22 protein-coding genes and 1 pseudogene are annotated in these 24867 nt (G+C 68.9%); 5 read left to right on the plus strand and 18 right to left on the minus strand.

Annotated features, from left to right (window positions below):
* Nucleotides 1–230: 230 nt before the first annotated feature.
* The 6 genes from ABZ348_RS13355 to ABZ348_RS13380 form a co-directional block, all read right to left on the minus strand.
* Nucleotides 231–1658 carry a GntP family permease gene (locus tag ABZ348_RS13355; RefSeq protein WP_358932410.1) on the minus strand — a complete coding sequence of 476 codons (1428 nt, stop codon included), beginning with the start codon at nucleotides 1656–1658 and terminating at the stop codon, nucleotides 231–233.
* Between the two features lie 246 nt (nucleotides 1659–1904).
* Nucleotides 1905–3032: a glycerate kinase gene (locus ABZ348_RS13360; RefSeq protein WP_358932412.1), complete on the minus strand. Its 1128-nt coding sequence runs from the start codon at nucleotides 3030–3032 to the stop codon at nucleotides 1905–1907.
* Between the two features lie 232 nt (nucleotides 3033–3264).
* Entirely contained in the window at nucleotides 3265–4332 is a 1068-nt protein-coding gene (locus ABZ348_RS13365; RefSeq protein ID WP_358932413.1) for a sugar diacid recognition domain-containing protein, read from the minus strand.
* Nucleotides 4333–4485: 153 nt separating this feature from the next.
* Nucleotides 4486–4683: a hypothetical protein gene (locus ABZ348_RS13370; protein ID WP_358932415.1), complete on the minus strand. Its 198-nt coding sequence runs from the start codon at nucleotides 4681–4683 to the stop codon at nucleotides 4486–4488.
* 176 nt (nucleotides 4684–4859) lie between these two features.
* Entirely contained in the window at nucleotides 4860–6671 is a 1812-nt protein-coding gene (locus tag ABZ348_RS13375) for a DUF3883 domain-containing protein (RefSeq protein ID WP_358932417.1), read from the minus strand.
* Complete coding sequence (locus tag ABZ348_RS13380; RefSeq protein ID WP_358932419.1) at nucleotides 6668–7555, minus strand: hypothetical protein; 888 nt, start codon at nucleotides 7553–7555, stop codon at nucleotides 6668–6670. Before ABZ348_RS13380 ends, ABZ348_RS13375 begins: the two co-directional genes overlap by 4 nt.
* A gap of 288 nt (nucleotides 7556–7843) precedes the next feature.
* Between ABZ348_RS13380 and ABZ348_RS13385 the strand changes: the two genes are divergently transcribed.
* The 3 genes and pseudogenes from ABZ348_RS13385 to ABZ348_RS13395 all read left to right on the plus strand — a co-directional run bounded on the left by ABZ348_RS13385 (nucleotide 7844) and on the right by ABZ348_RS13395 (nucleotide 12290).
* Nucleotides 7844–8455, plus strand: a complete 612-nt coding sequence (locus ABZ348_RS13385) for an AAA family ATPase (RefSeq protein ID WP_358932421.1) — start codon at nucleotides 7844–7846, stop codon at nucleotides 8453–8455.
* A 2-nt stretch (nucleotides 8456–8457) separates the two neighbouring features.
* Nucleotides 8458–8559, plus strand: a pseudogene (locus ABZ348_RS13390) (DUF664 domain-containing protein); the annotation flags it as partial.
* A gap of 89 nt (nucleotides 8560–8648) precedes the next feature.
* Entirely contained in the window at nucleotides 8649–12290 is a 3642-nt protein-coding gene (locus ABZ348_RS13395; protein WP_358932423.1) for a hypothetical protein, read from the plus strand.
* Between the two features lie 396 nt (nucleotides 12291–12686).
* Here the strand turns inward: ABZ348_RS13395 and ABZ348_RS13400 are convergent, their stop codons facing one another.
* From ABZ348_RS13400 to ABZ348_RS13410, 3 genes are all read right to left on the minus strand, one after another.
* Nucleotides 12687–13451 carry a DUF2637 domain-containing protein gene (locus ABZ348_RS13400; protein ID WP_358932425.1) on the minus strand — a complete coding sequence of 255 codons (765 nt, stop codon included), beginning with the start codon at nucleotides 13449–13451 and terminating at the stop codon, nucleotides 12687–12689.
* Entirely contained in the window at nucleotides 13444–13632 is a 189-nt protein-coding gene (locus ABZ348_RS13405) for a hypothetical protein (RefSeq protein WP_358932426.1), read from the minus strand. Before ABZ348_RS13405 ends, ABZ348_RS13400 begins: the two co-directional genes overlap by 8 nt.
* 457 nt (nucleotides 13633–14089) lie before the next feature.
* A complete protein-coding gene (locus ABZ348_RS13410; RefSeq protein WP_358932428.1) occupies nucleotides 14090–14329 on the minus strand; it encodes a hypothetical protein in 240 nt (79 codons plus the stop codon).
* A gap of 277 nt (nucleotides 14330–14606) precedes the next feature.
* On the opposite strand from ABZ348_RS13410, the gene ABZ348_RS13415 reads away from it, so the two are divergent.
* The gene (locus ABZ348_RS13415; protein ID WP_358932430.1) at nucleotides 14607–16178 is read left to right on the plus strand and encodes a cellulose binding domain-containing protein; all 1572 of its coding nucleotides are present in this window, start codon (nucleotides 14607–14609) and stop codon (nucleotides 16176–16178) included.
* An 82-nt stretch (nucleotides 16179–16260) separates the two neighbouring features.
* Here the strand turns inward: ABZ348_RS13415 and ABZ348_RS13420 are convergent, their stop codons facing one another.
* Nucleotides 16261–16860, minus strand: coding sequence for an XRE family transcriptional regulator (locus ABZ348_RS13420; RefSeq protein WP_358932432.1), 600 nt, complete (start codon nucleotides 16858–16860; stop codon nucleotides 16261–16263).
* A 108-nt stretch (nucleotides 16861–16968) separates the two neighbouring features.
* Between ABZ348_RS13420 and ABZ348_RS13425 the strand changes: the two genes are divergently transcribed.
* Complete coding sequence (locus ABZ348_RS13425; RefSeq protein WP_358932434.1) at nucleotides 16969–17910, plus strand: NAD(P)/FAD-dependent oxidoreductase; 942 nt, start codon at nucleotides 16969–16971, stop codon at nucleotides 17908–17910.
* 77 nt (nucleotides 17911–17987) lie between these two features.
* Here the strand turns inward: ABZ348_RS13425 and ABZ348_RS13430 are convergent, their stop codons facing one another.
* The 8 genes from ABZ348_RS13430 to ABZ348_RS13465 are packed head-to-tail and all read right to left on the minus strand — an operon-like array spanning nucleotide 17988 to nucleotide 24865.
* A complete protein-coding gene (locus tag ABZ348_RS13430) occupies nucleotides 17988–18491 on the minus strand; it encodes a MarR family transcriptional regulator (RefSeq protein WP_358932436.1) in 504 nt (167 codons plus the stop codon).
* Nucleotides 18492–19382 (minus strand): class I SAM-dependent methyltransferase, encoded by an 891-nt coding sequence (locus ABZ348_RS13435; protein WP_358932438.1) that lies wholly within the window; start codon nucleotides 19380–19382, stop codon nucleotides 18492–18494.
* On the minus strand, nucleotides 19375–19908 hold the full coding sequence (locus tag ABZ348_RS13440) for a VOC family protein (protein ID WP_358932440.1): 534 nt from the start codon (nucleotides 19906–19908) through the stop codon (nucleotides 19375–19377). Before ABZ348_RS13440 ends, ABZ348_RS13435 begins: the two co-directional genes overlap by 8 nt.
* Nucleotides 19905–20252: a hypothetical protein gene (locus ABZ348_RS13445; protein WP_358932442.1), complete on the minus strand. Its 348-nt coding sequence runs from the start codon at nucleotides 20250–20252 to the stop codon at nucleotides 19905–19907. Before ABZ348_RS13445 ends, ABZ348_RS13440 begins: the two co-directional genes overlap by 4 nt.
* Nucleotides 20249–21349: a class I SAM-dependent methyltransferase gene (locus ABZ348_RS13450; protein ID WP_358932444.1), complete on the minus strand. Its 1101-nt coding sequence runs from the start codon at nucleotides 21347–21349 to the stop codon at nucleotides 20249–20251. The genes ABZ348_RS13445 and ABZ348_RS13450 overlap by 4 nt, the downstream gene beginning before the upstream one ends.
* Nucleotides 21350–21369: 20 nt before the next feature.
* The gene (locus tag ABZ348_RS13455; protein ID WP_358932446.1) at nucleotides 21370–22932 is read right to left on the minus strand and encodes an ABC transporter substrate-binding protein; all 1563 of its coding nucleotides are present in this window, start codon (nucleotides 22930–22932) and stop codon (nucleotides 21370–21372) included.
* Entirely contained in the window at nucleotides 22929–23885 is a 957-nt protein-coding gene (locus tag ABZ348_RS13460) for an ABC transporter ATP-binding protein (protein WP_358932448.1), read from the minus strand. The genes ABZ348_RS13455 and ABZ348_RS13460 overlap by 4 nt, the downstream gene beginning before the upstream one ends.
* The gene (locus tag ABZ348_RS13465) at nucleotides 23882–24865 is read right to left on the minus strand and encodes an ABC transporter ATP-binding protein (protein WP_358932450.1); all 984 of its coding nucleotides are present in this window, start codon (nucleotides 24863–24865) and stop codon (nucleotides 23882–23884) included. Before ABZ348_RS13465 ends, ABZ348_RS13460 begins: the two co-directional genes overlap by 4 nt.
* Nucleotides 24866–24867 lie beyond the last annotated feature (2 nt).

Here is a 24867-nt window from a genome sequence, read left to right on the forward strand (position 1 = left end):
CGGAACCGCCCACATCGCAACAGACCGCGAACGGGGAGGAGATGGTTGATCCCCGGAGAGAAGTCGGACACCGGTCCCCGGGTCTCCGGGTCTCCGGGTCTCCGGGTCTCCGGGTCTCCGTGAAGCGGGGTGGAACCCGGGGGCGGCATCGGCGGTCGACCCGGGCCCCGCCCTGATCGTGGGAGCCGGTTGGAGTGGCAGCGGCCGACCTGGGTCGCTGACGCATCCGGCTACAGGACGAACACTCCGATCAGCATGACCGCGGCCAGTGCCGTGAGGCCCTGGACGAGCGTGGCCGCCGTATGCGCCCGGTAGGCGGTCTTGACGTCCATGCCGGAGAACTGCGAGACGACCCAGAAGTAGGAGTCGTTGACATGGCTCACCACCATCGAACCCGCTCCGATCGCGAGGACCGCCATCACCTGACCGATCGGGATCGATCCGAGGCTGCCGTCCAGGCCCAGCGCGGGCAACAGGGGCTGGGCCAGGGTGGAGGTGATGATCAGGGCCGCGGTGGTGCTGCCCTGTGCGGTCTTCAGCAGCGCCGCGAGGGCGAAGAGGACCAGCAGCGCGGTGATGCCGCTGACCGCCGAGCCGTCACCGATGAGGGTGCCGATGTAGTCGGCCATCGGGGTGCCCTTGATCACCGCGCCGAAGGCGCCGCCCGCACCGGTGATGACCAGGATCGGAGCTGCGTCCACGAGCCCTTCGGCGACCCAGGTGGTGAGCGCCTTCGCGTCCAGCTTCTTCGGCAGCAGCAACAACGCCAGGAGCACACCGATGAGCAGCGCGTTGACCGGGGCGCCGAGGTCCTTGAGCAGGCTGCCGAAGGCGCCGTCGATCACGGTGCCGTCCCCCGACGGGAAGGCGGCGACCGAGCCCACGGCCATCAGCACGATCGGCAGGAGGATGGGGGTCAGGGCGCGGGACAGGCTGGGCAGGTGGTCGAACTGCTCCTTGTACTCCTCGAACGTCTGCTTGGCGTCGGGGAGCTTGCTCTCCAGGTTGCCGGTGCGGCGCAGTGCCCACGCCAGTCCGGCGAGTGCGGCGACGAGCGATACGGGGATCGAGAAGAGGATGACCCAGATCAGGCCGTCGGAGCCGATGCCGACGTTGCCGGCGGCTGCGATCGGGCCGGGGGTGGGCGGCACGAAGGTGTGGGACGCGTACAGGCCGGTGGCGAGGGCGGTGCCCAGGACCACGGGGTTCTTGCCGGTCTTACGGGCGATCGAGCGTTGGAGGGGCGAGAGCACCACATAGCCGGAGTCGCAGAAGACCGGGATGGAGACGACCCATCCGATCAGGGACATGGCTATCGCGGGGTGGCGTTTGCCCACCACCTTGAGCACCGCTTCGGCGAGGGTGACGGCTGCGCCGGTGCGCTCCAGCACCTTGCCGATGATCGTGCCGAAGAGGATCACCAGACCGATGCTGGCCAGGATGGCGCCGAAGCCCTCGGCGATGGTGGTGCCGAGCTTGTCGACGTACGCCTGGTCCGAGCCGGTCGCGGCGCCGATGCCCATGGCGACCAGGCCGAACCCGTAGGTGGCGAGGACGATGGCCAGGAACGGGTGCATCTTGAACCGGCCGCACAAGATGATGATCAGGCCGATGCTCGCTGCCAACGCAGCGAGCAGGGCGGGTCCGGCGGTGCTCATGGGACTCCTTGCGGGGACAGGAACGGCGTTGCGGGTACGGGGACGGGGGGAGCCGGCCCCCAAGGGGACGGGAGCCCTCTGGACTGTCGGTGGGAAGCGTTGTGTCGGTGGGAAAACGGCGTGCCGAGGACAGCGGTGTGTCAGTGGTGCCGGCGTTCTCGGTGTGCCGGTGTGTGGGTGGTGTCGGTGTGTCGGTGTGAACGGTTGTAGTCGAGGAGCGGGGTGGGTCCCGTCGGCGGTTCTTTGTCAGGCGGAACGCAGACGTACGGCCTGTTCGGCGGCGGCGGCCAGCAACTGCGCCGCCGACTCGGTCATCGCCGCGAGGGTGCGGGGGCCGTCCGCGATGCTGAGTGCGGCGGTCAGACCGATCCGGTGCAGCTCGTCGATCGGATGGACGATCTCGCCGGCGAGGGCCACGGCGGGCACACGGCGTTCTCGGGCGAGCCGGGCGACGACGGAGACGACCTTGCCCGCGGCGCTCTGTCGGTCGAGTCTGCCTTCGCCGGTGATCACCAGATCGGCGCCGTCGAGCGCCGCCGGCAGCCCGACGGTGTCGGCGACCAGTTCACAGCCGCGTACGGGCTCGGCCCCCAGCACGGCGACCATGCCGCCGCAGGTGCCACCGGCCGCTCCGGCACCGGGCAGATCGTGCACCCGTACCCCGAACTGTGCGGCGAGCACATCGCCGAAGCGGGCCAGCGCGTCGTCGAGTTGCCTCACCTGTTCGGGAGTGGCGCCCTTCTGCGGGCCGAACACCGCGGCTGCGCCTTCGGGGCCGACCAGCGGGTTGGTCACATCGCAGGCGATGCGGAAGCGGGTGCGTCGCACGGAGTCCTTGACCGCGCCGACATCGATGCGCGCCAGGTCGGCGAGCGCGGCACCGCCAGGGGGCAGCTCGCGACCGTCGGCATCTTCAAACCGCACGCCGAGCGCGCGCATCAAACCGGTACCGCCGTCGGTGCTGGCGCTGCCGCCGATGCAGACGAGCAGGTCACGTGCGCCCCGTTCGATGGCATCGGCGATCAGTTCGCCCGTACCGGTGGTGTCGGCGCGCAGGGCGTCCCGTTCGCCTTCGGCGAGCAGTGGAAGTCCCGATGCGGCGGCGAGTTCCACCACTGCGGCCCCGCCCTCGCCGGAGAGCACATAGCGGGCGGGTACGGGACGGCCGAGGGGACCGGTGGCGGTCAGGGTGACTTCCTGGCCTCCGGTGGCACCGAGGATGCAATCGAGGGTGCCTTCGCCGCCGTCGGCCATGGGGACCCGTACCACCTCGGCGTCCGGCAGGGCACGGCGTACGCCCGTCTCGATCGCGGCACAGACCAGGGAGGCCGAAAGACTGCCTTTGAACGAGTCGGGAGCGATGACCACACGCACGGAACCAGGCCCTTCGGGAGGAGTGAGCACATCCGGGGAGTCCGACGAGCTGTGTCGGAAACAGCCGTATCGGAACTGATGAGCTGTGTCGTAACCAGCTGTGTCGGAACTCTAGGGACTGGGGCGCCCGGTCAGTATTGGCCCGGATGACGAACTTTCCTCCTCCGTGCACACCTGCATTTGTGCATGGTGCACAGGACGGTTCGGGAGCATGTGGCCGTCATCCGCTGGTTCAGTCGAGCTCGGTGAGGTGCAGGGCGACCTGGAGGACGACGGCGTCCTGGAAGGACCGGGGGTCGCGCGAGGTGAGGTCCTCGATCCGGCCCAGCCGATAGGCGAGCGTGTTGCGGTGCACATTGAGGGCCTGGGCGGCGTCGGTGATGCTGCAGTCCCGGGCGAAGTACACCCACAGGGTGTGTCGGAGCTCGGCGGAGAGCGGGCCGAGGATCCGCTCGGCGGTGGCGTGCCGGGTGTCGATCTCGATCCGGGCGAGCAGTGCGGGAAGCTCCAGGTCCGACAGGCGCACCTCGCCGACCAGCTTGCGGCGCATCGCGAACCTGGCCTGCCGGGTGCGTTCCACCAGTGCGGCGAAGTCCTCCGCCCGGCCCGCGTCGAGGACGCCGATGTCCGTGCGGCTCTCGCACAGGGCCGACAACCTGCGGCGCAGGGCGACGGCCGCGGTCCCCCCGGCGACGGCCCACACCGCACCCTCGGCGTCCGCCGCGACCAGTACGGCCGCCTCATCGACTTCGAGCCAGCGGTACAGCTCGCGGGGGTCATCGGCCGAGTCCTGCTGTCCGCAGTGCAGGACGAAGAGCGTGTACGGAGGCTCCACCCGGCAGCCGGCGAGCTGCTGACGCTGCCGCCAGCTCTGCACGGTGAGCCGTCCGGCCACCAGGTCCTCGACGATCTGCTGCCGCACCCGGTGCCGCCAGCCCGCCTCACCGAGGAACGCCTGTTGCATGACCATCACCTCGGCGAGGTGGGCGATCGCCCGGGCGATCTCGCCCACGTCCCGCGGCTCACCGCTGACCCCGACGACTCCCACGATCTCGTCGTCCAACCGCAGGGGCAGGTTCACACCGGCCCGGGTGCCGTGGAGGGCCCGGGCCTCTTCCCCGGTGACGGAGAAGGGCAGTCCCGTCTCCAGTACCCGTCGGGCACCCTCGTGGAGGCTTCCCACCCGCGATCGATCACCGCTGGCGGTGATCACGCCTCGCTCATCCATGATGTTCACATTGACCCCGAGGCGGCCGACGATGTCGTCGACGATGGCCTGAGCGGTGGTGCCGGCAATCATCGGGCCAAGATACCCGCGCTGCCGACGTGCCCCGGGGTTCGTGCAACGCACCGAATCCCCGTCTCGACCGAGAGCCCCCCGCGCGGTGCGGACCAGGCCGGGTCGGCATTCGGGGCAGCGCCCGTCGACCCGGCGTGATCCCCGCGTACGGATTCAGCTGACGATGTCGTAGATCCCGCACTGCGCGGACGGGGAGGCCACCACGAAGGCGGGCCCGCACCCCACGACGATGCGCGGGGCCTGCTCGGTGGTGATGATGATGTCGCCGAAGTCGTGCGCGGAGGCGGTCGAGGCGCCGGCGATGCCGGCGACGGTGAGCGCGAGGGCGGCCAGCAGGGTACGCATGTGCATGGATCGGTCCCTTGGTCGTGATGAGCCATCGAGGGTGGACGTCGAGCGGACACTACCGACGGCGGGGCGGGCTCCCGATCACGCTGCGCCGGTACGGCACCCGATCGGCCCCATCACCACGGGAGTGAGGTCCTGCCGCGGGCTGGGCCAGGACCTCGCTCCGGTGCATCGGAGAGCTACTCGACCGTCCGGGCGAAGCGCGCCCAGTCGGTGAACTCCCAGTCCCAACGCCGGCAGACCCGCTCGCGCGGCAGGTCTTCCTGCGAAGGATCGAGGAGCATCAGCGCGACATGGCGCCCATCGCCGACGATCACCGCGAGCAGATAGCCGCCCCGGGTCGTCAGCATCAGTGACATCTCGTTGTTCGTCATGGCGAACCGAGCGTCCGGGCGGTCGACCTTCTTGACCTCGATACGCACGGGTCGCCCTTGAGCGTCGATGCCGTCGAGGTCATAGCCGACGTTCTGTCCGCTGACGTCCTTCAGGCTCCAGCCACGGCCGTTGAGGAACTCCATGGTGGCGATCTCGGCGGTGCGCCAACGGGCCAGGACCGCGGGCAGGGAGCCGTCCGCAGCCGGCCCCGCCTTGGTCGCGGACACCACCGGGGCCGTGGGGGCGGACGGGGGCGCAGTGGGGGCCGCCGCTTCGACGAGTTCGCTTTCGACCGGGGTCAGCTTGCGGCCGTGGGTCCGGGCGAGTTCCTGGAAGTGCCCGCCCAATCGGCTCTGGAGCGGCTCGGACAGCCCTTCGCTCCCGCGTTGCGAGAGCATCGCCGACAGGTCCAGGGTTTCCAGTCCGAGGACGGCCTTGACCGCCCTCGCCGCCGGCTGGTTGCCCTGGGTGTAGAGCGCGGTGGGCGCCCCCTCGGGAAACACGGTCGCCACGTCGTCGGGCTCCAACAGGACACTGGAGTACGCGAACGGCGGCCGCTGCGTCGTCATCTCCTGGCGGAGCGCGCTGACCAGCAGCTTGCTGGCCGATGCGCCGGGGGACACCAGCAGATTGCGGATGTCCTCGCCCTCCAGGACCAGGTGCCACAGCCGTTCGAAGACCGGATCACCCGGGGTGCGCAGCCGATCGGCGATGACCCGTGCGGCATCCGCGAGTACCTGTCGGGTCGATTCGTCGGCGACCACGGCATGGGTGCGCGACGGATCGGTGAGGAGGTCTCCGGAGATGACGACCGGCAGACCAACCTCGTCATCGAGGGGCAGGAAGCATGCCAGTCGGCCGCGCACTCCGGTGAGCGTCATGGCACGGGCGTTCAACGGGACGGCCACGGTCGCCCGGCCGTGCCGGAGCACCCCGAACCTGGCCTCGCCCTCTGCCAGGCGAAGGACGATGCCCGAGGTGTCGCGCTCGATGTGGACATCGTGCTGGCCCGAGTCGGAGCTGATCTCGATGCGCTGCACGTTCCGCAGGAAGAGGGCGCTGATCGGGTCGAGGGCGTCGAATCCGGCATCGGCTTCGGGGCGGCAGGTCACGGTGAAGACGGCACCGTGTGTGGGCTCGCCGCGGTGGATCTCGGACGGTATGCGGATCAAGGGGATGGCGTCGGCGCTCGACTCCCCCAGCAGGGCGGCCGATGCGGTGCGGTCGAAGGCGAAGCCCAGTTCACCGGAGCGCACGTCGATCCGCGTCGCGACCGCGGCCAGCGATTTGAAGCCGATGCCGCGGTAGCCGATCGAGTCCCCACCGCGCGTCTTGGTGGAACTCGCGCTGCGACACAGCGCTTCGACGTCCGCGGCATCGAGGAGCCGCCCGTCGTTGGTCCACCGGAAGCGCCCACCGCCGAGAGCTTCGATGCGTACGGTGCCGGAGCCCGCGTCGTCGGAGTTCTGGAGCAGTTCGTACGGCACGCGATTGCGGTAGGTCTCGGCGAGCAGTCCCTCCATGCGTGCGATCTCGCCGAAGAGACCGGGCGCCTGGGTGTGTTCGCGGACCAGTGCGGCCTGAAGTGCGGTGAGCCGCGAGAGGAGCTCGCTCACAGGTCTTCCGCGTCCACGAGTCGGACGACGACACGGGCGGGCTGACCCGCGTACTCGTCGAGGTCGTCACCGACGTCCGCGATCCAGCGCGGCTGGCGTCCCGGGAGCTTGGCCCCGTCCGTGACGGCGATATGTCCGTAGAAGCTGACCTCGGACTTCTGGAGGAGGAACCCGGCCTCGTCGAGGACTTCCACCACCAGACCGGGCAGTGCCACCTCGAAGGGGCACTCGTCTTCGAGGGTCGCGTCCTCATCGCGCCAGTCCTCGGCCGCGAGGTGGTCGGCGAGCAGTTCCCGGGCCGTGCCGAACTCGGCGGACCCTTCGAGATGGACCCGCAGCACCTTGTCGTACGCGTCGCGAAGGATGTGGGCGCTGCTGGTGTTGAGCCGCAGCCGCACCGACTCGTGGGTGGTCTCGTCCAGCACGTCGATGGGCAGGGCGGTGACGTTCGTCGGGGGCAGGTTCAGCCCCGAGTCGATCTCCTCCAGGTCGAAGGCGGTGAGGCGCAGGGCGATGTCCTCGGGCGCGAGGGGCTTCTTGCACTCCCACGACGTGCTCTTGAGGGAGATCCGCTGGGGGCGCTTGCTCACCTTCTTCACGGACTCCAGGACGACGCGTTCGTACCGCGGTGCCGCGGGGGAGTCCTCCCGACGGCTCAGGGCCATCAGCAGGGGCGGTGCGTAGTCGCTGCCGCTGAAGCGGTCCGTCCAGTCCTCGGGGAGGAACCGGACCGTGCCGGATACGGCAATCTCCTGGTAGTGGTCCTTCTTGCCGTAGCTCTTGGTGACCAGGCGCGCTTCGACTTCGTCGATCTGCCATCCCACCAGGGACAGAGAAAGGTCGTCGATCTCGATGCCAAGCGTCTGAACCGTCTTGTCGCTCACTGTCCTGCTCGCCCTCCCCGCGATGTTCCACACTGCTCGTGCCATTCGATCTGGCAACCGGACGATACCGCCTGTATGGGTCGTTCAGACCGGTGGGTGACGGCGGGGATCGTCAGCTCGGTGAAGCTCGGTCGGCGGGAGTGTTCCCGGATGTGTCGACGCCCGTGCGGAGGACTCGGTTGTTGGGCCCGGGGCGGAGTTCGAGCGCGTTCCCGCGAGGGGTAGGTTGCTGGGGATGAGGCCCCACGACGCATCCCCGCACACCGTGATCGAGCGACGGTGACGACCATGCCGACAGATGAGACGGCAGGTCCGGCAGGCCGTCCGCACCTGCCGGAGGACCCCTCCCCCGGTCTCGTCATCTTTCTCAACGGCACGTCGAGTTCGGGCAAGTCGAGCATCGCCCGCGCACTGGCCGCCCAGCTCGACGATCCCTGTTTTCATCTGCCGGTGGACGCCTTCCACGCCATGCGGTCGCAACCCGAACTCGCACCCGATCGGCTCCCTGATGTCCTCAGACGGACCTGGTTGGGATATCACCGTGCGGTGGCCGGCATGGCCGCTGCGGGCAACACCGTCATCGTCGACCACGTACTGAGCGAGCCGTGGCGCCTGTGGGACTGCGTGGCGCTCTTTCGGCCGCAGGACGTCGTCCTCGTCGGTGTGCACTGCCCGCTGCCCGAGTTGGAACGCAGGGAACGGGCCCGGGGGGATCGCCCACCGGGCTTGGCCGCCCGGCAGTACACCCGTGTCCATGCGCACGGACTGTACGACCTGGAGTGCGACACCGGCAGCACGGGCCCGGACGAGTGCGCCCGGACGATCAAGGACTTCCTGTCGGACCGTCCCACCCCCACCGCCTTCGAACGCCTGGCGGCGCTCGGCCCCGACGCCCGGTGAGCTCGTTGCGTTGGATCCTGGTGCACCTCATCGAGGAGTACGCGCGTCACAACGGTCACGCCGATCTGCTGCGGGAGCGGATCGACGGCGTCACGGGCGCCTGAGTCGCTGGCCCCGCCGGGTGGTGTGACCCTCCGTCCCGTCGCCGCCCCGGTTCCCTTACGCTCCGAGTCCTGGGGGAGGGAGCCTGAACGTGGGACGTCGGGAGAAACCGTTGGAGCCGGACGCGGGGCCGGTACAGCGCTTCGCATCCGAGTTGAGGGAGTTACGCCGTGCGGCGGGGGGACCGACCTATCGGGCGATGGCGAAGAGTTGCCCGTACTCGGCGCCCACGCTCTCCATCGCGGCGGCCGGTGAACGCCTGCCCTCGCTCGCGGTGACGCTCGCCTATGTCGCGGCCTGCGGTGGGGACGCGGAGGTGTGGGAGAAGCGTTGGCACATGGCAGCCACCGACGAGGCCGATCACACACGCGACGACGGCACCCACGCCCCGTACCCGGGCCTGGCGCGCTACGAGTTGGCGGACAGCGACCACTTCTTCGGCCGGGACGGACTCGTGGCCGATCTGGTGGAACTGATCGGGCGCCGCCCCTTCGTCGCGCTCGTCGGAGCGTCCGGCAGCGGGAAGTCATCACTGCTGCGGGCCGGGCTGGTCCCGGCCGTCCGAGCGTCCGGAACCGGACCGTCGGTCATCCGCATCCTCACGCCCAGCCCGCCGCGCATTCGCCCGGGGCTGCTCACCGAGGACGCACTGGTCCTCGTGGACCAGTTCGAAGAACTCTTCACCGTCTGCCGCAACCGGGAGGAACGCAACACCTTCATCCAGACCCTGCTCGACTCCCCTGCCAGGATCGTCATCGCCGTCCGCGCGGACTTCTACGGCCGGTGCGCGGAGCACCCCGCCCTCGCCACCGCCCTGAAGGACGCCGTCCTCCTGGTGGGACCGATGACGTCCGAGCAGTTGAGGGAGGCCGTGGTGGGACCCGCCACCGCGGAGCAACTCACGGTGGAACGGGCCCTGACCGCCCGCATCGTCGCCGACGCGGGCGCCGAGCCCGGTGGGCTGCCGCTGGTGTCCCACGCACTGTTGGAGATCTGGCAACGGCGGCGCGGACGGACCCTCACCGAAGCGGCGTACGAGTCGATCGGCGGACTTCACGGTGCGATCGCCCACACCGCCGAGGGGGTCTTCGCCACCCTCAGCGAACCGGAGGCGCAGGCCGCGCGGGTTCTGTTGCTCCGGCTGATCGCCCCGGGTGAGGCGAGCGCCGACACCCGCCGACCGGCCCAGCGAGCCGAGTTGGAGCTGTCCCCGGAGTGCACCCGGGTGCTGGAACGACTGGTGCGGGCCCGACTGCTCACCATCGACGACCATGCCGTCAATCTGGCCCATGAGGCACTGATCACCGGCTGGCCCCGGCTCCGACGGTGGATCGAAGCCGACCGCGAGACGCTCAGACTGCACCGCAGGCTAACGGAGGCGGCCAGGGTCTGGGAGGAGTTGGGCCGCGATGTGGGTGCGCTGTACTGGGGTGCGCAACTGGAGTCGGCCCGCGAGGCGTTCACGGACTCCGATGCACTCACTCCCGAGGAGCGGTCGTTCCTCCACCTGTCCCTTCGAACCCATGACAACGCCCGCCGGGCGGACGCCCGCGCCGCACGCCGGCTCCGGTTCCTGACCGTCTGCCTCTCCCTGCTGGTCTGTCTCGCCACGGTCGCCGGAGTGGTGGCGTGGTGGCAGAGCGAGGTGAGCGAGCGACGCGCCATCGACGCGGAGGCCCGCCGGGTGGCGCAGATGGCCGACACCATGCGGGACACGGACCCTGCCGCCGCCATCCAGCTGAGCCTGGCAGCCTGGCGGCTCGCCGACCTCCCCGAGACGCGGCGGGCGCTCTTCGCCGCGGGGGCCCAGTCCGAGGTCTCCTCGTTCACTCCGCCGTGGAACTCCGCGCCCGGGTTCTTCGACGGCCAACACCACCTCAGTGCGGACGGCCGGACGGTGCTGAGCCTCGGTGCGAACCACATCGACCGTTGGGACGTGTCGACGGGGAAGCGTCTTCCCCAGCTCAGGTTGGAGCACGAGAAGCGGGGGCGGGTACTGGAGATCGCACCCGATCTACGGACAGCCGCCGTCCGCACTCTGCACGGGGTCCAACTGTGGGACCTGGGGTCGGGCGGTCCCCTGCGCCCGTTGCCGACCTCGCCCCGCAACCCCTCCCCCTCCTGGTTCTCGGATCGCGGACGGTTGTTCGCCCTCCATGAGCCGGGGCGTTCGGTGAAGGTGTGGGACACCAGGTCCGGAGTGCAGGTGCTCGACACGGGCGGCATATGGAGCGCGGTCGACGAACTCCAGTTCTCACCCGACGATCGGCTGATGGCCCTCTGCGCGGACAACAGGTCGCTCCGCATCTGGGACGTCCGCAAGCGCCGCCCACTCGTCACCCCATGGCTCAGCAGCCTCGGCGGCTGCGCAGGAAACACCTTCCGGTTCGCGCCGGACGGACGGACGCTGGCCATCACCACCCCCACCGGTGTCCGGCTCTGGGATCTGCCGTCGGGACGGGAGTCGGCCCGTGTCGGGACATCGCGCCAGTCCGATCTGACGTTCAGTGCCGACGGATCCCATCTGGCGACGCTCGGTGAGGGGGAGATCCTGCTCTGGCGACTCGCCTCCCCCACCGTGCCCGTACTCCGCTTCCCGCTCCAGCGCAGGGATGTCTTCGCCCTCCGTCTGGACATGTCCCGGGGTGTCCTGCGCTATGCGATGGGTCAGAAGCACGGCTTCACGGTGCGCACGATCCACGTCCGCACGCCCACACCCGATGTGGAGCAACAAGTGCCGCTCACGGCGGCGGAGTACAGCCCGGACGGCACCGTGCTCGCCACCGTCAGCGCCGGCCAGTACGAAATCCGCCACGCCGACGGCACACGGTACTGGGGGAAGACAGGGGCCACCCCCCAGGGCTGCGGATCGAACTGTGCGCGTTACATGACCTTCGACCGGCACACGGAGACCTTCGCCCAACTCACCGCATCGGGACGGATCGACGTGTGGAACCTGAAGAACGGCAAACGCAGGCAGACTCCACCGGTACGTGCCGGCGTCACGGCCCTGGCCCTCATCGATCTGTGGGGCAAGGTCGTCGTGTCCCGTTCGTACGGCTACTCGCAGAGTCTGGAGATCCTCTCCCTGCCGCCGGGACGGCCCAAGGCACGGTGGTCGAACCTACTGGTCGGGGTTCCTGGTCCGATCCTGGCCACGGGGATGTACGACTCCCTCGTGACCGCGGCCCGGCAGCGCATCACCCACAACGGACCGCAGTTGCCGTCCGACCACTTCATCGCCCACGGCGAGGGTCCTCTCCTGGCGGCGGCGGTCAGCAATGACCGCAGGCTGATGGCCGTGAGCGATGTGGACGGGAGGATCACACTGTGGGACGAGGAGGGGATGCGCAGAATCAGCGTCCTCAGCTCGGGAGACCCTCTGAACAAGAGCCGCGCCGGCGAAACCGCACCGGCGCTGGCCTTCTCTCCCGACAGCAGCAAACTGGCCGTCGGCGACGCCAACGGCGAGGTACGAGTGTGGGACACCGCCGCGCCCCGCTCCCCGGGGAAACGCCTCCCCCAGTCCCCCGGCCCGGTGTTGGCGCTCGCCTTCACACCCGACACCCGACAGGTGCGGGTGACCACCCCGCACACGGCCTCGCTGACCTGGTCGCTCGACGCCCGCCGCACGGCCGATGCGCTGTGCGCACGACCGGGACTGTCCTTCCCCCGGGCCGAGTGGAAGACCTACTTCCCCGATGTTCCGCATCGGCCCATCTGCCCCGGCTGAACCGCCGACGGAGCCGGGGCGAACCTCCGGCCAACGTCTGTCCTGTGGTGTACTCCCGCTGATTCCCGGGGATCCGGCGTGGCGCAACACTGGCCCACACAATCCAGTACGTACCATGGAGAAAACGACCAAAATCACGCCGTTTTCGACGGGCGAAACGGCGCATCGTGCGCGATCGAGCACCGCATCGGCCCGCAGATTTCGACAGATCCTGATCACGGGTGTGACCAGAGCGGGCCTACGTCGTTCAACACATCATGATCGACAAGACCGGCACGACCGGATCACCCTCCGGCGGGCCGTTGGCCGCCGGGGGACCGCTCCGCACGGCACCCCAACGCCCCAGCAGCGTCGCCGAGCACCGATGACCTGGCCCGAACCGTCGGGCCCGCGCGGTCAGGCGTCGGTACGCCGATTCCTCCGCATTCCCTCGACGGCGGATCGGGCCCGGTGCGCGGCCTCGGAGCGGACTCGGGCGTGCCGGGGATGAGTGAGCGTGACCTGGCGGATGAACTGGTGGAAGCAGGCGAGCGCCGCAACCGGTGGAATGGCCGCCACCGACACACCGGGGACCGTCTTCGCGGCATGGGCGATGCACAACACCATCGCGACGCCGGTGAAGCACACGACGATCAACCACGCATGCAGGGCCTGCCGTCGATGCATCGCGGCACGGAGGATGGACAGACAGGCCACCAACCACGGCCCGAAGACCAGGAACGGCCATCCGCGCGCCAACTCGTCCGGGACGCCCACCAGCGCCAAGTAGCGCAGGGGGTCATAGGAGACCAAGGCACTGAGCATCCCGACCGCGGTCATCAGGAAGGCGGTCATCATGGCGATGATCGCGCTCAACAGCCGTGTCCCGCTCGGCCAAACGATGGGCTTGCGCGGCTCGCGCACCTTGCGCCGACTGTGGGAGCGCGGCCGGGGAACAGCGGGAGCGGGCGGAGGGGGTGCAGGAGTGGTCCGCAACAAGAGGGTCAACTCGTCGTCCCAATCCAACGACGGCTGTCCGATGTCGTGGTCGTGTAGATAGGGCTGGTACAGATCCTGAGGATGCGTCAGCTCCTCCTCGGCCCTGCGCCCGCCGTCCCGATACCAGTCGTCCGGCCCCACCTGGGGATACCCACCGTCATAGGGGTCCGGCGGGTCATACATGCCGCACCGACTCGCGTTTATCCTCATCCGCGCGGACCGCCACCGAATGCGCCGTCGGGGGACATCCTTCGAAGCGAGTGCGGAAGTCCTCCCTGATGTTCTCCAGCCTGGCCAGGAAGTCGGCCAGGATGTCGGCACAGAACGGCGGAGGCTGGAGCCTGACGATGTTCGGATCACTCACCTCCTGAATGATCTTGTGGCTCCGCATGGACGGGGTCCCGCCCAGAGACGGAGCGAGAGCGGAGAGGTCACGGACGGGTGGGGCATCGCATTTCAGTGGTGTCACGCCGAGCCAACGATCCCGACGACCCCGCCGAAATGGGTCGATTGGGTGACCTGAGGCAGAACGGGGTGATCTCTTCAGCGCCCGCTTGACCTGTATCTCTACGTGATATGAGGACAAAAAAGCCGATCTGATATCGGCTTCACTCACTCGCTCGGCGCGTCCTGCAACCGATTCACCCCACCAACCCGCTAGGACCGCCCCGGCGCCGGCCACCATCCCGTACAACAACCGCCCGGAACGCGCCCGAGGTCCCGACGATGCGCCGGCCGTGCATCGACAGTGGATGCGCAGGCCGGCGCATCGTGTGCCGGTCAGGGCGTTGGGGTGGGGGCGGGTGTGGTGGTGCGGGGTGTTACTTGCCGGCGTGGTCGATCACGTTGCCGTTGCTGCAGTTGTTGACGTGATCGGATACGTAGTCACCCAGCACGGGGACGACAGCGACCTCCTGGAGGCAGACCGCGGCTGCGGTGAAGTTCCAGTTGTTGGCCGCGTTGACGCCGCCGCCGAAGTTGCTGTCGTTGTCCGCGTGGGCGGGGGTCGCGGCGGCCAGGCCGGCCAGGGCGACAACCGTCAGAGTGATGATCTTCTTCATGGTCGGTGAACGAGCAACAAGTGCGGCCGTAACGCCGGTCCGGGATCACGATCGGGTGCCGTCGCCGCTCGTGCGTGCAGAAGCCGACGGCCCACAGAAGGGGGCGGGCCAAATCCGGGGGAATCCGACGAGGCGGCGGCGCGGACGTGAGCCGGGCGGTCTTTCATCTTGACTCGGTGAGCCCACGACCGATAGTCAAGGCAGACGGCTTTGGTATAGACCAAACCGCCGCATCGACCGGTACGGCTCGCGCTCGTTCCCCGTTTGGGAGGCAGCAATGCGAAGACCATTGGCGTCGTTGGTCGCCACCGTCCTCGGAGTCCTCACCCTGTTAGGCGCCCCACCCGCCTCCGCCACCAGCCCCTTGGTGCTGGTGACGGCAGAGTTCCGCAAGACCTCCTCCTGGGAGAGCGGCTACCAGGGCACGTACACGATCAAGAATCACAGCCGTACGGCGTTGGACAGTTGGAGCGTCGAGTTCTCCCTGCCCGTGGACACGACCGTCTCCACCCACTGGGACTCCCAACTCACCCGCAGCGGGAACCGATACAGCTTCCGCAGCGTCAGCTACAACGGCTCGCTCGCCCCGGGGGCCTCCACCACCTTCGGATGGGTGGCCCAGGGCAGCGGGGTACCCGGGCAGTGCGTGGTCAACAAGGGCGGGCCCTGTGAAGGGGACGCGGACATCACGCCCCCCACGGTCCCCACCGGTGTCCACGTCACCGAGGTCGAGGACGGGGCGCTCACCCTCAACTGGACGGCGTCGGTCGACGACCGCAGCCCGGTGGTGGACTACGAGATCTACGTCGACGGCGTCCGACGCGCCGCCCTGACCGGCGTCACCTCCTACCGTGTGACCGGGCTCCAGCCCACCACCGCCTATATGTTCCAACTGGTCGCGAGGGACCTGGCCGGCAACCGGTCGGCCCTGAGCCATGCCGTCACGGGGACCACCGGGGACCTGAGCCCGACGCGCACCCTGCCCACCGCACCGTACGTGGACATGGGTGCCTGGCCCACTCCGAATCTGAGCACCCTGGCCTCGGACAGCGGACTGAAGAACTTCAGTCTGGGCGCGATCACATCACCGACCTGCAAGGCGATGTGGTTCAACTACTACGATCCACGCTCCGGATGGGCCCAGGGCAACATCGATGCCCTCCGGGCCGCCGGTGGAGACGTGAAGGTCACCTTCGGGGGTGCGGGCGGTAGGGAACTCGCCCAGAACTGCGAATCGGTGGACGCGCTGTTCACCGAGTATGACGCGGTGGTCAGGCAGTACGGCCTGCGGTACGTGGACTTCGACATCGAAGGCGCGGCCGTCAACGATCCCGTTTCCATCGCACGCCGCTCGGCCGCGCTCGCCCGACTCCAACAGGCGCACCCCGGGCTCCGCATCTCCCTCACCCTGCCCGTCACCCCTTCGGGACTCACGCAGACGGGTCTGTCCGTGGTGACGTCGGCCCGTGACGCGGGCGTCGCGCTGGACGTGGTCAATGTGATGACGATGGACTACTTCATGGTCATCGACTACGGCGACGCAGCCGTCCAAGCCGCCCAGGCGACCGTCACACAGTTGAAGTCGCTCTACCCGAACCGCACCGACGCCCAGCTCTGGGCCATGGTCGGGGTCACACCGATGATTGGCGAGAACGACGACCACCAGATCTACGACCAGGCCGACGCACGGCAACTGGTGGCGTTCGCACAGAGCAAGAAGCTCGGCATGATCGCGTTCTGGGACGTCACCCGCGACCGCAACGCCTGCACCGGAAACCTGTCCCTGTGCACCAACGTCCCGCAGTCGCCGTACGAGTTCTCCCGGATCGTCGGCGCCTACAAGGGCTGACCGGTCCTCGACCGTCGATCGCAGGCAACACCGTTCCCGCGCCCCGCCGGGCGGGGCGGTGCCGGGCCGGGAGCCCGAATCGCTAGGTCTTCGTGTGGGTGCCGCCCGAAGGGCGGGCGCGGACGTGGACCCGCTCGCCCTGGCGGCCGAAGAGGCTCAGCACCTCCACCGGGTGCTCGCCGGTGCTGCCGAACCAGTGGGGGACCCGGGTGTCGAACTCGGCCGCCTCGCCCGCGCCCATCAGCAGGTCGTGTTCGGCCAGGAGCAGCCGGAGCTGCCCGGAGAGGACGTACAGCCACTCGTACCCCTCGTGGGTGGTCAGCTCCGGCGTGCTGCGGGAGGTGGGGATGACCATCTTGAACGCCTGGAGCGGGCCGGGGTGCCGGGTCAGGGGCAGGACGATGGAACCGTGGACCCGCTGAGGGGTGATCCGTACGCGGGGATCGCCGACCTCGGGGGCACCGACCAGCTCGTCCAGGGGCACCTGATGCGCCTGGGCGATGGGCAACAGCAGTTCCAGGCTCGGGCGCCGCTGGCCGGATTCCAGCCGGGACAGGGTGCTCTTGGAGATGCCCGTGGCCTCCGAGAGCGCGGCCAGCGTGACCCCGCGCTCCGTACGCAGCTTCTTGAGCCGGGGGCCCACCTCGGTCAGTGCCCTGGCGATGGCAGATGAGTGCTCCACGCCTTCCATTGCACACCGTCGTCCCGAAAACAGCAACAAACGTTGTCATCCGAGCACCAGAGTCCGCACGCTGGCGACAGAACGGTGGACGACCGGAAGGAGACGGCGATGGCGGACGGCTCGGTGTACGACGTGGTGGTGGTCGGTGGCGGGGCCGGCGGGCTCAATGCGGCGCTGGTGCTCGGGCGGGCCCGGCGTCGGGTCGCGGTGATCGACGCGGGCGAACCGCGCAATGCCCCCGCCGCCCATATGCAGGGCTTCCTCTCCCGGGACGGAATGCCACCCGCCGCCCTGCTGGAGGTGGGTCGGGCCGAGGTCGCCGGGTACGGGGTGGATCTGATCGATGCCCGGGTCGACCACATCGAGCCCGGGTTCTCGGTACGGCTGGAAGGGGGCGCCGCCCTGGAGGCGCGTCGGGTTCTGATCGCCACCGGGCTCCGCGATGAGCTGCCCGATGTTCCCGGCGTCGTCGCGCGCTGGGGCCGCGATGTGCTGCACTGCCCGTACTGCCACGGCTACGAGGTGCGCGATCAGCCGCTCGGCGTGATCGCGACCGGTGCGACGGCCGTCCATCAGGCGCTGCTGCTGCCCGAGTGGTCGCACGATGTCGTCCTGTTCGCCCATGGGCTGGAAATGGGCGAGGAGGAGCGGATGCAGTTGACCGCGCGGGGAGTGCGGATCGTCGAAGGTTCCGTCAAGCAACTGGTGCTGGACGAGGACGTGTTGGTGGGCGTCGAGCTCGCGGATGGGCGGGTGGTGGCGCGGGACGCCGTCTTCGTACAGCCGCGGATGGTGCCGCGGGGCGGGCTGCTCACCGCTCTGGGATGTGCGGTGGACGGCGAGGGCTGGGTGGTCACCGACGACTCCGGGCGAACCAGTGCCGACGGCGTCTGGGCGGTGGGCAATGTGGCCGATCGAAGGGCCCAGGTGGTGACGGCCGCCGGAATGGGTTCGGCCGCCGCGATCGCCCTCCACCAGGACCTCGTTGCAGAGGACACGGCACGGGCGGTCGCGTCCCTGCGGACGGCCGGCGCCCGCCCCGGAGAGTGACACGGGGCCGTTCGTGGGCGGGTGGGAGCGGTTTCCCCCGGCCGACCGACGACCGGGGGAAGACCGCGACTCCTTGCTCAGCGGGTGTAGACATCGCGGTCCCGGGCGGGCAGTGCCGCCAGGACCGCAGGCTCCAACCAGGACAGCACCCTGGTCAGCACCCGCATGGTGGTGGCGAGGTCCTCCCCGCCCGCGATCTCCTCGATTTCCCGTTGGAGCCCCGAGATCACCGCGAACACCGATGCTTCCAGGTCCCGCCCCCGCGGGGTCAGGGTGATCACCTGGCGACGGCCGTCGGTGGGATCCGGGGAACGGGCCACCAGACCGGCCCGCTCCAGATCGGCGAGGAGCAAGGTCCCCGACGGTCGGGCGAGCGCGAGCGAGGTGACGAAGTCGTTCTGCAACATCCGCCCGTCGGGCGAACGCCACAGTCGGACCAGCGCCGCGGCCTGGGCGTACGTGACGCCCAGGGGCCGCAGCGCGACCGATAGACGGTCCTGTATGAGCCGTGAGGTCAGCGTCAGAAGCCCGCTGAGGTGGTTCTCCGACCCGAGGAACGCGCCCTCACCGTTGTCCGCCACCTAACCGAGGTTACCCTTGACGGCTCGCCAGCTGGCCGATTGGCTGTGACGCTCCACCATCACGATCTCCTCACAGCCCAACTCCTCCAGGATCGCCGGGTGGTTGGCCCGGGAGTAGTCGAGCATGAACGGCTCGACGTTGTTGCGGACCATGCCTTCGCGCTGACGCCAGTCCCGGTCGTTCTCGGGGATGGCCCAGTCGAAGAAGCCCAGGAACCCGCCCGGTTTGCAGACCCGCACCATCTCGTGGACGGTCCGTTCGATCTGGTACGTCGGCATCTCGTGGAGCAGGTGCGACTCGTGGACCACGTCGAAGCTGCCGTCGTCGAAGTGCGAGAGGTCGCCGGAGTCCATGTGGTAGAAGCTGACGTTGTCGATGCCCAACTCCTTCGCCCGCTTGCGCGCCCAGCGCAGCACCGACGGGGAGAGGTCGATCCCGATCACTTCGGCGTCGGGGAAGACCTGGGCGTAGACGAAGGCGGTCGCCCCGGTGCCGGCGCCGACCTCCAGGATCCGCCGGGGGCGCACCCCTCGGTCCAGTACCTGGCTCTCCACCCACCACTGGATCTGCTCGCGCTTGCCGAGCGGGAAGTCCTCCGCCATGCGCTCCAGCCGGTAGCCCATGGACGGGTGCATCCAGTGCAGTCCGTTCATGTGGTGCACCGGGTTGGAGACGTAGTAGGACGGGAAGTCGGCCGGCCGGTCCTGTCCGGGTGCCAGCAGATCCGACAGATCACCGGGACCGGTGGCCTTCGGCGCCCGGTTCATCTCCCACTTGATGATGGCGCGGGAGATCTTGGGGTGCTTCTTCGCCAGGCGCAGGGACAGAAGCGTCGGCTTCCAGCCTTCGGGCAGTGGGGGGCGCGGACGGGTCGTCGTCTGCTCAGCCATCGCTCACCTCCGGGTCGGGTACGTACTTGGGTTCGTCCAGGTAGCGCGGGTTGTTCGCGTCTTCGAGGTTCTGCTCCTTGACGCACCGGTCGTTGGGTGCCTGGATCTTGATGATGTTGTTGTCGGGGTCGAGGATCGTCAGGAGCATTCCGTACTGCCCCTTGAACTCCGGGGTGAAGTACGGAACTCCCATGGCCTCCAGATGGGTCCTGGTCGCGGCCAGGTCCTCCACCTGATAGGTGACCGAGACGGGGGTGTCCCACACGTCGACGGGTTCCTTGCTGGGCACCCCGCGACCGGTGATCTCGATCCGCCGGTTGTCCGGGCCGACCAGGACGGCCATGCGGAACGGCCGGTTGGGGACGCGGATGGGGATGTCGAACTCCAACTTGAAGCCCAGGACGTTGCGGTACCAGCGCACCGCCCTCGGCTGATCGGTGGAGCGGATGGTGATCATGCTGGTGCGCCAGAGGATCGACCCGTCGGTCTGTGACGGCTCGCGCTCCAGCCAGGCGGGAGTGGTCACGAGGCAGCCGCCTTGTTGGCCGCGGTCGCCTTGACGACGGCGTCGGCCTTGAGGGTGGCCTCCGGGCCCATGAGGTCGGCGGCCAGCGGACCGAGGAGACGGTCGAAGAAGGCGTCCCGGTCGGTGCGCCAGGCCGGCTCCGCCTCCGCGGGGATCACGTACTCCTCGGCCGCGCCCTCGGGCAGGGTGCCGCCGTCCGTCAGCAGCTGCTCCAGTACGCGGACCCGGTCGCGCAGCACATAGGTCTCGCCTGCAAGGGCCAGAACCATGCCGAGGAGCTTGTCGACGGCGGGGTCCTCGAAGAAGACCATCTGTCCGTCGATGATCTTGGGTGCTTGCTTCATGCCGGCTTCCTTCCCGTGACCAGACGCCAACCACCTGCACGTGCCCGACGCGGGTCGGGGGGAGCGGCGGATCCGTACGCCTTCTTGTCACCGTGCTTGAACGCGTCCACGACGGTCGTGACGACGTCTTCGTAACCCGCGTCGATGAGGGGCTTCTCCAGGTCCGCCCGGAAGAAGTCGGACATGAAGGGCTCGTTGTTGATGTGAGCGTGCCAGTCCATCATGAACAGGCCGTAGGTGGTGGGCAGTTCACCGGCGGTGTAGATGGCGAACTGTCCACCGGGCTCCAGCAGCCGGAAGCTCTCCCGGATGATCGCGGCGATGTGCTCAGCCGGCATCTCGTGGAAGATCATCGTCGAGGTGGCGAGCTGGAAGGAGCCCGACTCGTACCCGGTCTCCGCGGCGTCCTTCTGCACGAACGTGATGGGCAGATTGCGGTCCGCGGCCTTGAGGTGGGCCCACTTCAGGAAGGGCGCCGCCAGGTCGACGCCGATGACCTCCGCGTCGGGGAAGGTCTCCGCCAGGCCGAAGGTGCCGTCACCGGTGCCGCAGCCCAGGTCGATGATCCGACGGTACGGACCCTTGGGGAGGGCTTCCGTCTTCGCCCGGTGGATCGAGCCGACGTTCTCCAGGCCCGCGAAGTGGATGCGGGTGCCGAAGTCGTAGACAGGACCGTCCAGATCGTCCTGCCAGTAGCCGCCCTTCTCCAGGTGGTAGTCGGTGTCGGCGTAGTAGGCGGGCATCTCCAGCTCGGGATCGAGTTCCAGTGACTCGATGCCGGCGATCCGCTCCTCCAGTTCGGCCCGGTGACCCTCGATATAGGCGTGGGTGCCGCGCGGGCCGTACTTCATCAGCAGCTGCGTGTGCCGCTGGAGGTACATGAAGTACCGGAAGAGGGCGGATTCCTCGATGACCTCCCCTATCTCGGTGGTCTCCTCGGGGGCGTGGCCGTGCTCAGCCTCCCACTCCTTGGCGCGCTCGTCGAAGGCGTCGAGCAAGGGGTGGTGGAGCTTCGCCCAGCCGATCCGCAGTCCGAGGTAGAAGTCGAGATAGGCACGGTCCGTGCCCGTGACGGGTTGATCGTTGAGTCCCAACATGATCGATTCTCCTGTTCTCCTTAACGGCTTGAGATGCTGACGCCCCGCAGGTTCAACCGGCCGAGGAGCAGCGCGTTCACATCCAGGCCGCTGACCTCCGCGCGCTGGGCGACGAGGAGCTTGGGGTAGACGGGGGGCAGCTCGATGGCCTCCTCGGTGAGGATCCGGTTGAGCTTGCTCGCCAGCTGGGCGCGCTCGGCCTCGTTGGACGTGGCGAACAGACGGCCGAAGTCGCGGTCGAAGGCGCCGTTGCGGTAGCCGGGGTTCTGTCTGGACGCCGCCCGGTAGACGGTGAACTGGGAGAGCGGCATGGAGCCGCCGACCAGTCCGTACTCCTGGACGGTGAGGGACATGTCGTAGTCCCGGATCAGCCAGCGGCGGTTCCAGTTGGCCGGGTCGGCGACGTCCAGGGTGACCTTGATGCCGAGCCTGCCCCAGTTCTCGGCGAAGACCTGGGCGATGTCCCGGGCCGCGCCGCTGGTCGACACCATGATCTTGAAGGTGGTGCTCTTGGAGACGCCCGACTTCTCCAGCAGTTCCCGTGCCTGGGTGAGGTCGGCCTTGGCGGGGTAGGGCGCATAGCCGGCTTCGTAGCCGACGACGTTGGGTCCCAGCGGGCCCTGGGCGATCTCCGCCTCACCGTGGAAGACGGCCTCGCGCACGCCCTCGCGGTCCATGGCGAAGGCCAGTGCCCGGCGGAAGTCGGGGTTGTTGAACGGCTTGCGGGTCATGTTGAGCATGGCCCGGATGCCTCCGGTGCCCTGGATCTCGTGGAGCTTGAGGGACCGGTCACGCTGGATGCCTGCGATGTCGACGGGCTGGACCCCGGTCGCGATGTGGATCTTGCCCTCCCGGAGGTTGACCAACCGGGTGGACGGGTCGGGGACCGATGTCATCACGATCGCCGACAGCTTGGGCTTGGGCCCCCAGTAGCCGTCGAACCTGGTCAGCCGCATGGACTGGCCGGTGACGACCTTGTCCACCTGGAACGGGCCGGTCGCCACCAGCTTGGCCTTCTCGGCGATGAAGTCCTTGTGGCTGATCGGGATGCGGGCCAACTGGTCCGGCAGGATGCCGTACGGCATCCGCAGTTCCAGCCGTACGGTCAGCGGGTCGACCACCACCGCCTTGTTGAACCAGGGCGCCAGCAGCGACAGGAACTGGCTCTTGCCCCGGCTGCCGGGGATGAAGTTGAAGCTGGCCGCGACGTGCTCGGCCGTGAGGTCGTCCCCGTTGTGGAACCGCACGCCCTTGCGCAGTCGGATCGTGTACGACACTCCCCCGGGGCCCGCGACCGGCAGGGCTGCGGCCAGGTGCGGGACGAGCTTGCCGGACGCGTCGTGGGTGAGCAGGGTGTCGGTGGCGGGCTCGGTTACCCAGCGGACGTTCTGGGAGTTGGAGTAGAGCGGTGCGAATCCCACCGGCACTTCGAAGAGCCCGACGGAGAGGGTCCCGGAGGAACCGGACGACGAGGAACCACCGGTGTCGTCGGCGCCCGCACAACCGGAGAGGGCGGCGGCGGCGATGGCGGCTGAGGAGATGCGCAGTACATCGCGTCTTGAGTGGCCTGGCAGAGCGTTCATGACGGGCTCCATGCGGTGAGATGGCAGGCGGTGAGGTGGCCTTCGCCGGATTCCCGTGCAGTGGGGCGGGTCTCCGCGCACTTCGGCAGGACGTGCGGACAGCGGGTGCGGAACCGGCAACCGCTCGGTGGGTCAACCGCGGACGGAACCTCCCCTGCGAGAGGGAGGAGTTCCTTGCGGCGGCGGGGGTCGGGAACCGGTACCGAGTCGAGGAGCGAACGGGTGTAGGGGTGGACGGGGTTGTCGAAGACCGCGTCGGCGTCGCCCGACTCCACGACGTGGCCCAGGTACATCACCAGCACCTGGTCGGCGAGCAGGCGTGCCACGTCGATCTCGTGGGTGATCAGGAGGTAGGTCAGACCGAGGTCGTCGCGCAGGTCGCAGAGGAGGTTGACCAGGCTCGCCTTGACGCTGACGTCGAGGCTCGCCGTCGGCTCGTCCAGGACGAGCACCCGGGGTTGGGCGGCGAGCGCACGGGCGATGGTGACGCGTTGGAGTTCGCCGCCGCTGACGTCGCCCGGGTAGCGCAGCAGGAAGTCCGACGGCAGTCCGGTGAGGTCCAGCAGTTCCTGGACGCGTGCGGTACGCCCTTCCTTGTCCAGGTCGGGCCGGTGGATCAGCAGGGGCTGGTTGAGCGCGTGCCCGATGGTCTTGCGGCGGTTCAGGGCCGACCAGGGGTTCTGTGCGACGAGTTGGATGCGGCGCTCGCCCGCGATGGTGATCGAGCCGGAGGTGGGTTCGGTGAGTCCGAGGAGCAGTTTGGCGACGGTGGACTTGCCGCAGCCGGACTCCCCGATGATGGCGAGGGTCTCACCGGTGGCGACACGGAAGCCGACGTCGTCGACGGCGTGCACGGTCCTCATGCCGCGGGCCTTGAACCAGGGAACGGAACCCTTCCCCTGCTTGAGGGAGAAGTGCTTGGTCAGCCCCTCGGCCTCGATGGCGATCGTCATGCCGCCGCCTCCTTCGCCGTACCGGCACCGGCCGTGTCCTCGGCGAAGTGACAGCGCACCAGGGCGCCGCCGACCGTCCGGTTCTCCGGCTCCTGCTCCCGGCACCGGGCCTCGGCCCGCGGGCACCGCGGGGCGAAGGCGCAGCCCGGCAGCCGGTTGGCGCCGGCTGCGGTCCCCTCGATCACCTTGATGCGTTCGCCGCGCTTGTAGCGGCTGGGCAGCGCCCGGAGCAGCGCCTGGGTGTAGGGGTGGCGGGGGTTGTCGAAGAGTTCTCCGATGGGCGCGGCTTCGACCAGGCGTCCGGCGTACATCACGCCGACCCGGTCGCAGACCTGGGCGATCACTCCGAGGTCATGGCTGACGAAGACCACTCCGAGCCCGAGGCGGTCGCGCAGATCGAGGATCAGTCGCAGTACCTGGGCCTGGACGGTGGCGTCCAGGGTGGTGGTGGGTTCGTCGGCGAGCAGCAGGGACGGCCGTCGCGCCAGTGCCGCCAGCATGATCAGGAGGCGTTGGAGCTGACCGCCGGAGAACTCGAAGGGGTAGCCGTCGAGCCGTTCGGCGACCGCGCGCAGTCCGACCTGGTCGAGGAGTTCGACGATCTCGGACTGCGGCATGTCCCCGAGGAACCAGCGCAGTTGTTTGCGCAGGGGGGTGACCGGGCTGAGCGAGGTCATCGGCCGCTGCGGGACGAGTCCGATGCCGGTGCCACGGATGCCACGCAGTTGCGCGGCGTTCATGGACATCAGGTCGGCGCCCTGGAAGCTCATCTGGGCGGCATGGGTCACGGCGACGCCGGGCAGGAGCCGCATGATGGCCGACAGGACGGTGCTCTTGCCGCTGCCCGACTCTCCGACCAGGCCGAAGACTTCGCCCGCCGCCAGTTCGAACGTCACTCCGCGGACGGCGGGGACCTGGCCGCGTGCGGTGTCGAAGACGACGTCGAGGTCACGGACGGCGAGGAGGGGTTCGGTCGTCATCG

Source organism: Streptomyces sp. NPDC005963 (assembly GCF_040638655.1).
In the GTDB taxonomy this organism is placed as follows: Bacteria; Actinomycetota; Actinomycetes; order Streptomycetales; family Streptomycetaceae; genus Streptomyces.